Annotated in this window: 7 protein-coding genes; 2 read left to right on the forward strand and 5 right to left on the reverse strand. The window is 59.3% G+C overall.

Annotated features, from left to right (window positions below):
- Nucleotides 1-181 precede the first annotated feature (181 nt).
- Nucleotides 182-2554 (reverse strand): phosphoenolpyruvate synthase, encoded by a 2373-nt coding sequence (gene ppsA / locus HB860_RS09625; RefSeq protein ID WP_247626483.1) that lies wholly within the window; start codon nt 2552-2554, stop codon nt 182-184.
- A 307-nt stretch (nt 2555-2861) separates the two neighbouring features.
- Here ppsA and ppsR point away from each other — a divergent pair, with 307 nt between their 5' ends.
- Nucleotides 2862-3674: a posphoenolpyruvate synthetase regulatory kinase/phosphorylase PpsR gene (gene ppsR, locus HB860_RS09630; RefSeq protein WP_247626484.1), complete on the forward strand. Its 813-nt coding sequence runs from the start codon at nt 2862-2864 to the stop codon at nt 3672-3674.
- A gap of 109 nt (nt 3675-3783) precedes the next feature.
- Here the strand turns inward: ppsR and HB860_RS09635 are convergent, their stop codons facing one another.
- Complete coding sequence (locus HB860_RS09635) at nt 3784-4074, reverse strand: hypothetical protein (protein ID WP_406569422.1); 291 nt, start codon at nt 4072-4074, stop codon at nt 3784-3786.
- A 359-nt stretch (nt 4075-4433) separates the two neighbouring features.
- Between HB860_RS09635 and HB860_RS09640 the strand changes: the two genes are divergently transcribed.
- Nucleotides 4434-5810, forward strand: a complete 1377-nt coding sequence (locus HB860_RS09640) for an amino acid permease (protein ID WP_139439490.1) — start codon at nt 4434-4436, stop codon at nt 5808-5810.
- 220 nt (nt 5811-6030) lie between these two features.
- Here the strand turns inward: HB860_RS09640 and HB860_RS09645 are convergent, their stop codons facing one another.
- From HB860_RS09645 to HB860_RS09655, 3 genes are all read right to left on the reverse strand, one after another.
- Nucleotides 6031-6732, reverse strand: a complete 702-nt coding sequence (locus tag HB860_RS09645) for an SIMPL domain-containing protein (RefSeq protein ID WP_139439489.1) — start codon at nt 6730-6732, stop codon at nt 6031-6033.
- Nucleotides 6733-6788: 56 nt separating this feature from the next.
- Nucleotides 6789-7346, reverse strand: a complete 558-nt coding sequence (locus HB860_RS09650; protein ID WP_247626486.1) for a hypothetical protein — start codon at nt 7344-7346, stop codon at nt 6789-6791.
- 90 nt (nt 7347-7436) lie between these two features.
- Entirely contained in the window at nt 7437-10703 is a 3267-nt protein-coding gene (locus HB860_RS09655) for a VCBS domain-containing protein (protein WP_247626487.1), read from the reverse strand.
- Nucleotides 10704-10739 lie beyond the last annotated feature (36 nt).

The raw sequence follows: 10739 nt of genomic DNA on the forward strand, positions 1-10739 counted from the left end.
CGACGCCGCAGCAACCTCATCCTCCCATGCCCACCCGGCGATGACCCCCCATAGAGGGTGCGAGAGACGAGATCCCATTCACCTTGCATATACGAGTCATAGACACAGCACCCTGTTGGTAATAAAAAACGGCACCGAGAAGGTGCCGTCATGGATTATGGGGGGAGCTGCCTGTGCTGGCTCAGCTTGCCTTGTTCTGCTCGGCCAGATAGAGCCAGGTGTCGACCACGGTATCCGGGTTCAGCGACACGGAGTCTATGCCCTGCTCGACCAGCCAGGCGGCGAAGTCCGAGTGATCCGACGGCCCCTGGCCGCAGATGCCGACGTACTTGCCCGCCTTGCGCGCGGCCGCGATGGCCATGGCCAGCAGCGCCTTGACCGCCTCGTTGCGCTCATCGAACAGGTGGGCGATGAGGCCCGAGTCCCGATCCAGCCCCAGAGTCAACTGGGTCATGTCATTGGAGCCGATGGAGAAGCCGTCGAAGTGCTCGAGGAACTTGTCCGCCAGCAGGGCGTTGGAGGGGAGCTCGCACATCATGATGACTTTCAGCCCCCGCTCGCCACGGCGCAGCCCGTTCTCCGCCAGGATCTCCACCACCTGCTCCGCCTCGCCCACTGTGCGCACGAAGGGGATCATCACCTCGACGTTGGTCAGGCCCATGACATCGCGCACCCGCTTCATCGCCTCGCACTCCAGCGCGAAGCAGGGGCGGAAGCTGTCGGCGATGTAGCGGGAGGCGCCACGGAAGCCGATCATGGGGTTCTCTTCATGAGGCTCGTAACCACGGCCCCCCACCAGGTTGGCGTATTCGTTGGACTTGAAGTCCGACATCCGCACTATGACTCGCTCCGGCCAGAAGGCGGCGGCCAGGGTGGCGATCCCTTCCGTCAGCTTGGCGACGTAGAACTCGCGGGGGCTCTCGTAGCCCGCGATCATCCTGGTGATGGTGGCTTGCAGCTCGGGCGTCTGCTTGTCGAACTCCAGCAGCGCCTTGGGGTGGACCCCTATCATGCGGTTGATGATGAACTCGAGGCGGGCCAGACCCACGCCGGCGTTCGGCAACTGGGCGAAGTCGAAGGCCCTGTCCGGGTTGCCGACGTTCATCATGACCTTGATGGGCAGGCGCGGCATGTTGCCCACCTCGGTCACCGCCACGTCGAAGTCGAGCTCGCCGTCGTAGATGAAGCCGGTGTCTCCTTCCGCGCAGGAGACGGTGATGAGCTGACCCGCCTCGATGCGGTCGGTGGCATCGCCACAGCCGACCACGGCCGGGATGCCGAGCTCACGGGCTATGATGGCGGCGTGGCAGGTGCGGCCACCCCGGTTGGTGACGATGGCGGAGGCCCGCTTCATGATGGGCTCCCAGTCCGGATCCGTCATGTCGGTGACCAGCACATCGCCGGGTTGCACCTCGTCCATCTGGCTGATGGAGCTGATGACCCGCGCCGGGCCCGCCCCTATCTTGTGGCCGATGGCGCGCCCCTCGATCAGCACCTTGCCGGATTGCTTGAGGGCAAAGCGCTCCAGGGTGTTCGCCTCCTGGCGGCTGCGCACGGTTTCCGGTCGCGCCTGGACTATGTAGAGCTTGCCATCCTGACCATCCTTGGCCCATTCGATGTCCATCGGGCGACCGTAGTGCTGCTCGATGATGAGGGCCTGCTTCGCCAGCGCCATCACTTCCTCGTCCGTGATGCAGAAGCGGTTGCGCTCGGCATCCACGGTGTCGACGATCTTCACCTGGCGACCGTGACCGGCGTCCTCGGAGTAGGTCATCTTGATAAGTTTCGAACCGAGCGTCTTGCGCACCACGGCGGGGCGACCGGATTTCAGGGTCGGCTTGTGCACATAGAACTCGTCCGGGTTGACGGCCCCCTGCACCACCATCTCCCCCAGGCCCTGGGCGCCGGTGATGAAGACCACGTCGTTGAAGCCGGATTCGGTATCCAGGGTGAACATGACGCCGGAGGCGGCGAGATCCGAGCGCACCATGCGCTGCACCCCGGCGGAGAGGGCCACGCCCTTGTGATCGTACCCCTGATGCACCCGGTAGGAGATGGCGCGATCGTTGAAGAGGGAGGCAAACACATGCTTGATGGCGGTCATGACAGAGTCTATGCCGCGCACGTTGAGAAAGGTCTCCTGCTGACCCGCGAAGGAGGCGTCCGGCATGTCTTCGGCGGTGGCGGAGGATCGCACCGCGAAGGAGGCCTCGAGCCCGGCGCTCAGCTTGTCGTAGGCGGCACGCACCGCCTGCTCCAGCGCAGGCTGGAACGGCGCTTCCACCACCCAGTCACGGATCTGCTGACCGGCCCGGTTGAGGGCGGCAATGTCGTCCACATCCAGGCTGTCGAGCAGGTCGTGGATCTTGCCGTTGAGGCCGCTTAACTCCAGAAACTCGTTAAACGCAAAGGCGGTGGTCGCAAAGCCGCCCGGCACGGACACGCCGGCACCTGAGAGGTTGCTGATCATCTCGCCAAGGGATGCATTCTTGCCGCCAACGCGCTCAACGTCCTGCATTCCGAGCTGTTCGTACCAGAGTACGTACTGTTGCATTTGCATGTCTCCAGGTTGGTGGGCCAGGGTGCAGAGCACCTGCTGTGCCAAATCATGTGTTTTTGTATGTGTGTGTTGCCAACGACCATGAAAACGTTTTCTACTGATTATCAAAAAAATCCCCGAGCAAGATTTGGGGATGGCCGTCTGACACAGACATTCTACAATGGCGATACAAAAAGGTAACGACTCAGGTTTGCAAGCGAGTTCACAACTTGGGAATGGCAGACCTGTTGACAAAAGAGATATGGTTTCGAGAGATACTGAATGCTCGCAACCCCCCAGGAGCACACCACAGGAGTCCGCTGTGCACACCGTATTCTATGTATCCGACGGCACTGCCATCACCGCCGAGGTGTTCGGCCACGCCGTGCTGAGCCAGTTTCCGCTGATCTTCGAACAGGTCACCATCCCCTTCGTGGAGACCCAGGAAAAGGCGCGCCAGGTGCGGACCCGCATCGATGAACAGTTTCGCCAGACCGGGGTGCGCCCCATACTGTTTCACACCATAGTCGACCCCCTAGTACGGGAAGAGGTGCTCAAGGCCCAGGCCAGCAGCCACGATTTTCTCAACACCTTCGTGAGCCCCCTCGAGCAGGAGCTCGGGATCAAGGCCGAGCCCAGGCTCCACCGCACCCACGGCATGGAGAACCGCAAGCTGTACGACGATCGCATCGAGGCGGTCAACTTCGCCCTCAGCAATGACGACGGCATCACCACCAAGGAGTATGACGAGGCGGACATCATCCTCATCGGGGTCTCCCGCTGCGGCAAGACGCCAACCAGCCTCTATCTGGCGCTGCAATTTGGCATCCGTGCCGCCAACTACCCCTTCATCGAGCAGGACATGGGCTCGCTGGAGCTGCCCGCCCCGCTCAAGGCCAACCGCCACAAGCTGTTCGGTCTCACCATAGCCCCCCAACGGCTGCACGAGATCCGCAACCAGCGCCGCGCCAACAGTCGCTACTCCTCTCTCGAACAGTGCGAACAGGAGCTGGCGAGCGTGGAGCGGCTGTTCCGCCAGGAGGCGATCCGCTTCCTCGATACCAGCTCCCACTCGGTGGAGGAGATCAGCGCCAAGATCCTGGAGGCAACCGGCCTGCGCCGCCAACTCTGCTAGCCAGCATAAAAATAGCCATATCAAGCACTATCAGATTGCCGAGTGGCAAGATAATGAGACAGCAAGAGTGGGAGAAATGACGCCGGCGGATCCGCCGGCGTCATGAGGTTCAGGGGCGAGGGCGGGAGCCCGGCTTGTTGAGCTCCCTATTGTTCATCAAGATGCCATGAAAACGCAGCAAGCCGTGGCGTTTGCGCACCCGCTCGCTCAACCAGCAGGCGGGTAGCAGGCCAAGTCCGGCGGCGAGCGTCAGCACCATGGCGATGTTGTTCACCAGATAATCTGCCCCCTGCCATCCCCAGACCATCAAGCAGGCCGCAGCCATGGTCAGCAACATGGGGGAGAGCCAGACTCCCAGCCAGAGCGCGGCGAGCAGCAAGCCACCGACAATACTTTCGATCATATGAGTCCTTCCTTGAAAAAAAGCTACTAGCACACCAAATTACTGCCAGGTCAATAGCACCGAAATCAACCGCACACAAAACCATCAATCACTTCCAAAAACCCTTTCCAGATCATTAAAAACCTGAACATTGGCCACAAAGCAAACCAATGATGAGGAAAACAGGTGCACAAGCGGTCGATTATCACTATTCTGCTCGGGTTGGTAGCCGCCATAAAAAACAGTGCGCGGCAAACCGTAACGATATTAATACGGATTTCGTCACGTTTTCGGCACAAGATGCCGCGCCTGGCACAGGAGGTGCCATGGTAGACGAGGCGCGAGACGAGTGAATTCAGCGACGTAAGGAAGGAAGAATGGATCTTCAACAAGACGGCGAAGAGCTCAAGCGCGGCCTGAAAAACCGCCACATCCAGCTCATCGCACTGGGCGGTGCCATAGGTACCGGCCTGTTCCTCGGCATTGCCGACACCATCAAGATGGCAGGCCCCTCGGTGCTGCTTGGCTACGCCATCGGCGGCTTCATCGCCTTCCTCATCATGCGCCAGCTCGGCGAGATGGTGGTGGAAGAGCCGGTGGCCGGCTCGTTCAGTCACTTTGCCTACAAGTACTGGGGTGACTTCGCCGGTTTCGCCTCCGGCTGGAACTACTGGGTACTCTATGTGCTGGTGAGCATGGCGGAGCTGACGGCAGTCGGCATCTACGTGCAGTACTGGTGGCCCGAGATCCCGACCTGGATGTCGGCGGCCTTCTTCTTCGTGCTGATCAACGCCATCAACCTCTCCAACGTCAAGGCGTTCGGCGAGATGGAGTTCTGGTTCGCCATCATCAAGGTCGTGGCCATCCTCGGCATGATTGGCTTCGGCGGTTACCTGCTGTTCTCCGGCACCGGCGGCCCCGATGCCTCCGTCAGCAACCTCTGGGCCCAGGGCGGCTTCTTCCCCAACGGGGTGGGCGGCCTGGTGATGGCCATGGCCTTCATCATGTTCTCCTTCGGCGGTCTGGAGCTGGTCGGCATCACGGCGGCGGAAGCCGACAACCCCGAGAAGAGCATCCCCAAGGCTACCAACCAGGTGATCTACCGCATCCTCATCTTCTATATCGGCGCCCTGGCCGTGCTGCTCTCCCTCTATCCCTGGGGCAAGGTGGTGGAAGGCGGCAGTCCGTTCGTGATGATCTTCCATGCTCTCGACAGCAACCTGGTGGCCAACGTGCTCAACCTGGTGGTGCTGACTGCGGCCCTATCCGTCTATAACAGCTGCGTCTACTGCAACAGCCGCATGCTGTTCGGCCTGGCCAAACAGGGCAACGGCCCCAAGGCCCTGCTCAAGACCAACAAGAGCGGTGTGCCCCTGATGGCCATCTCCATCTCGGCGGCCGCCACCCTGCTGTGCGTGCTGATCAACTACCTGATCCCGGGCAAGGCCTTCGGCCTCTTGATGTCCCTGGTGGTCTCCGCCCTGGTCATCAACTGGGCCATGATCAGCCTGGCGCACCTCAAGTTCCGCAAGGTCAAGGCAGCCGAAGGGGTTGAAACCAAGTTCAAGGCACTCTGGAGCCCCTTTGGCAACTACCTCTGCCTCGCCTTCATGGCCGCCATCCTGGTGATCATGTACATGAACGACGGCACCCGCATCTCGGTCGAGCTGATCCCGGCCTGGGTACTGGTGCTGGGTCTGGGCTATCTGTTCAAGCAGAAGCGCCAGGGTCGAGTGGCCACCAATCTGGGCTAAACCTCCCCGCTCCTCTTACGAAAATGCCGGTCAGTGACCGGCATTTTTTTATGCGCCAGCTCCCCTGGCATGGGCGAAGCCATCCATCACTCCCCTGGCCTGCCCAGATAAGAGGCGCCCCTTGTGCACCTTCACTCAGTGCCCATGCACAGACCCTATAACGACAAACCCGAGGCAGAAGCCTCGGGTTTGGAGAGGTCAGGGCCGGTTGAACGGTCCATCATTCCAGCAGGAAGACGGCTTCCACGTTGTCCGTGATGCTGATCTGCTGCTGTTGGTAGCTGTTCTCCACCATATCGGCGGCAGGCGCGGCAGCCGCCTTCATGGCACGGCTATACACAGGAATGGGGGAGCTGTTGCGATACTCGACGCTGTACACCTTGCCAAGCTTCATGCCAAAGGCCTTGGCCAGGGATTCCGCCTTGCTGGTGGCATCTGCCACAGCGCCAAGACGGGCCTGATCCTTGATGATCTGTGGTGACTTGAGGCCGTACTCAATCTGGGAGACGGACTCCAGACCCGCCTTGAGGGCGGTATCCATCAGCTGGCTCAGCTTGTCGAGCTGGTAGAGTTTGACCGCCAGCTGGCGCTGGGCACGGTAACCCACCATCTCGGGCTGCTTGTTCTGCGGATACTGGTACTCGGGGGAGATCACCAGATTGCCGGCCTCCACATCGCTGCGCTTGATGCCGAGGCTCTCCAGTTGACCAAAGAAGGCGGCCACCTTGGTATCCACCTGCTGCTTGGCCTTGAGGCCCTGTTTCTCCAGGGCGGTCACGGCGACGTTGAGCGTCAGCATGTCGGGTTCGGCCTTCTGCTCCGCGTAGCCGCTGACCACCAGATGGGGAGCCTGGGGCACCTCGATGGCAAGCAGCGGAGCACTGACAACGAGCGCAGACAGGGTAAGAAGGGGACGCCACATAGAAAAAAACCTCCATCGATTAGATGGAGGTCATTATGCACGTCGTCGATTGGGATTCATATATCGTGCAATGGGGGGATCTGCTCCAGCACCTGATTGGTCATGTCGATGTTGATGCTGATCTCTGCGCCAAGCGGATTGCCATGGCTCGCGATCACGGACGACGGAAGCTCGGCTCCGAGCAGAGACTCATCCTCGAAATGGAATGAATCCCACGACAGAACGTGACCTTGCGATGGCATGCTCGGCTCGGAAGCCGTCACCACCGCCAGACTACTCCAGTCAAGCTCTTCACCATGGCTGAGCAGCCCCTGCAAGGAGCTGTCGCTCAGGCTCTGCAACGAATACTCCTGCTGCCCCCACTCATGGCCAACCAGCACCATCATGTGAGGCAAGGGCGCATCCTCTGCCGGCGTGAAGCTGATGCTGGAGGCGGCAAAGTCCACATTGAGCAACCCCGCCACATCGCCATCTTCACTCTCCAGCTCCAGACCATTGAGCTTGTCACCCGTCATCGCGGCCTGATAGCCAAAGCGGCCAGAGCAGACGATGCTGTTCTGCCCATCCCAGCTATAGCGAATGCCATCGATGTCGACCCAGTTGAATGGCCCCATATCTTCCTCACTACGTCAATGTTGCCTATCTTAACGTCCTTCACGTGTCAGCAACAGAGGGCAGGCAAGCCCGCCCTCTGTACATGCTGTCTACGGATGTGGATCCACCTTGAGGTTACCATCATCGAGCAGTTGCTTGATGATGTCCTGGTTGGAACCAGATGAGAAGCTAGGTGCATTCTGGAAGAGCACAGTCAACTGATCCCCGCCAGCAGTACCACCATTGGTGTCTATGGTCAGCGTGTTATTGGCCGTATCAAAGGTCAGATAACTGTTGAGCGTACCGGCCAAGACACTGTTGTTGGCGCTGGCAGGCACATCGACCAGCAACTGGGACAAGTCCAGCACATCGCTGTTGGCATTGCTGCCACTCAACCCCAGAGTGAAGTCGGCTATCTTGTCGATGCTGCCATCGGCCTCGCCAGCCAGCCACTTGAAGGTATCGTGCCCGGCGCCACCGGTCAGGGTATCTGGACCCAGGCCACCGATCAGCGTATCGTTGCCGATGCCGCCATCCAGGATATCGGTACTCACCCCTCCCAACAGGGCATCATTGCCTGCATCGCCATACAGGGTATCGTTCCCAGCGCCCCCTTCTATGTGGTCATGACCCCCATTGCCATGAATGGTGTCATTACCGCCATAACCCAACAGCACATCATCGCCTGCCGTTCCGTTAAGGTTGTTATCAGCACCGGTGCCTTCTATCGGAGTCGGCACAGCGGCAGCTGTGGCTCCAATATTGATGGTCAGCTGGGCGGTGTCCTGATCACCATCGTTTTGCATGACCTGATAGGTGAAGACATCAGATTGGCCGACATTACTCAGGTTCGAGATCGGAGTGTAGGTATAGGCACCATCACTGTGGATCTCGAGGGAACCATAGAGCCCGGCAACCGTCTGACTGGTGGTAACAGAGGTATAACTGCTGCCATTCCAGATCTTGAGCACAGCGTTCTCGCTGCCCAGAGCATCTACCGCCCCCCAGGGATCGCTGCTGTACGGGTTGTGATTGGGGTCGGTCAGCACATTGCCCTGAGCAGCCATGATGGCAATGGCGGCGGTGGCAGCGCCTGTGATGTTGAGTCTGATATTGTCCAGTTGCAAGGTTGAATCACTGTTTCCAGAACCATCATTGACCGAGAAATAGACCCGATAACGAGTGTTTGCATCCAGTGTTGCTGTTGTGACCGTTGTCATTGAAGCGGGGTTGCTAGACAGATTGCCACTCAAACCTGCACCGGAAAGCTGAATCCAGTTAGCACCATCAAACTTGTAGAGGTTCCAAGTCACTGTATCGCTATTATTCACATTGTCTCTGTCGTACTGGAAGCTTAGCGTTGTCGCCAGTGTCGAACTCGTGACAAACTCCGGGGTCAAAAGCTGCGCTGCCCCTGCGCCATCATCATTCGAGTCGACCAGTAGCAATACACCACCGTTTACGCTGCCATCTAACGTTGAGCTGTTTAAGGTACTGACGACCCACTTGTCTCCATTACCTGCAACCGCCGTAGCGATAGTGCTTAACCCCAAATCGATCACGCTGGTACCGGTGCCAGACGTGTTATATATCCAAGGGTTATATCCTGTACCGCTCCCATTGGTCGTCGTCTGGAAATCCGCCAAGGTTGTAGGGGTCGTCACCCCAGGTACCATGATCTGATACACCAGCGCCTCATTGCTGTTGTCATAGACGGTGACCTCACTGGAATCCGTGGTGATCATATTCAACACCCCTGTCTTCACATCCCCATCGGCATCGCTGATGGTGTAGTGGAAGGTTTCGGTGTAGTCATTGGCCACATCCAGCGACAGGCTGTAGCTGTAAGCCCCGGTTAACAAATTGACCGAGAGAGTGCCCCCCCCATGAGTCGGAATAGTCAGCACATGGGTAGTAGCGTTATAGCCGGAATAAGCCGTGGTGTAGATAACGTCCGGTGTCGCCGGGTTACCATCCGCATCGTGGGAAATACTGGTAATGGGCAAGGCGGCAGGACCGTCCGCACCAAAGGCCACACCAGCATCGATCAGCAGGTTGCCCGTGGTTGGCACCTGCACAGTCCCCGAGAGGGTGCTGGCCAACTGACTCAGGTCCGTCACTATGATGGCAGGCTGATCTGTTCCCGTAGCGCCGTTGTAGGAGATAGGCTCCAATGCTGGCGCCGTCGCCCCGCCCCCCATCCCCAAGGCATAGGCCTGGACATCATTGTTGGTCAGGAAATTCTGCCAAGCAGTCTGTTCAGCCGCATTGATACCGTTGTTTCCCGTCCCGACCACACCGGGCCAGCTGGTGCTTTCGGTAGGTTCGCCATCGGAGAGGAAATAGAGCACACTCTGTCCGCCGATGATCTTACCTGCCGAATCATATGCCGCCATCGCCTTGATCAAAGCATCGTCATAATCAGTGCCGCCGTTACCCAAGGTATCGGTAATGTCATCGATAACATCCAGTGCCTGAGCTGCAGTCAACCAGATATCCCCCGAGCCGAGGAAGTTGGTGGTCGCCGTGCTGGCAAACCCAACCAGACGCACCATCACATTGCCCAGCTCGTCATAATCGTTGATCAACTGCAGGATGGAGGCCCTGGCAACGGCCATCCGGGTAGCAAATCCAGGTGCCTCTGCATCGAAGTCCATACTGCCCGAAGTATCCAATATGATCATCAGATTGGTACCAGGGTTAGAAAACTCTTCTACCCGGGTATTCAGCTCTACCGGTTGAACCGGCACATCATCCACGATGCGCACGATGAGCTGGTCGCTGCCACTGGTGCCACTCACCCCGTTCACCGTGATGGTCACGCTGTCATCAAATTCCGTCAGCGTGGCTCCCGACTTGCTGTCGTTGTCGATGGTCGCGCTCAGGGTGTAGCTGTAGTTCACCGTCCCGCCACTGGCATTCCCGCTGTAGCTCAGCAGGGTCAGTATTCCCTCGCCGGTGTTGACGCTCTGCGTGCCGTTGAAGGCCTGCAGTTGCGCCAGGGTGTAGCTCGTGCCCCCTATCACCACGTTCAGGATGCCGTCCGAGGCCGACACCGTGAAGCTGCCTGTCACCGTTTCGGTGGTGGCCACCGCATTGGAGCCGTTCGGGTTGAGGCCCGATTCGTACACCAGGTGGTCCGGACCGGTCGCTGCCACCGTCACCACCGTCGAGCTGTCGTTCGCCCCCTTGACCGTGATGGTCAGCTTGGCGATGCTCTCGTCCCCGTCCGCGTCCTTCATGGTGTACCAGACGTCGTAGCTCTGGTTGAACCCCGCCGTCAGCGCCTGGGTCGCCGGGCGGCTGTTGTCCAGCACGTATGTCCAGCTCCCGTCGCCGTTCTGGACGAAGGTACCGTAGGTGCTCAGGGCAGTCACCGAGGCACTGTTGTTGTGCCCGGTGGCACTCCAGCC

The organism is Aeromonas genomosp. paramedia, assembly GCF_023093515.1.
Classification (GTDB): domain Bacteria; phylum Pseudomonadota; class Gammaproteobacteria; order Enterobacterales; family Aeromonadaceae; genus Aeromonas.

Excerpts from the sequence above, each read along its gene's own strand:
- ppsA (WP_247626483.1), bottom strand. The coding sequence starts at position 2,554 with ATGCAACAGTACGTACTCTGGTACGAACAGCTCGGAATGCAGGACGTT.
- HB860_RS09640 (WP_139439490.1), top strand. The coding sequence starts at position 4,434 with ATGGATCTTCAACAAGACGGCGAAGAGCTCAAGCGCGGCCTGAAAAAC.
- HB860_RS09645 (WP_139439489.1), bottom strand. The coding sequence starts at position 6,732 with ATGTGGCGTCCCCTTCTTACCCTGTCTGCGCTCGTTGTCAGTGCTCCG.
- HB860_RS09650 (WP_247626486.1), bottom strand. The coding sequence starts at position 7,346 with ATGGGGCCATTCAACTGGGTCGACATCGATGGCATTCGCTATAGCTGG.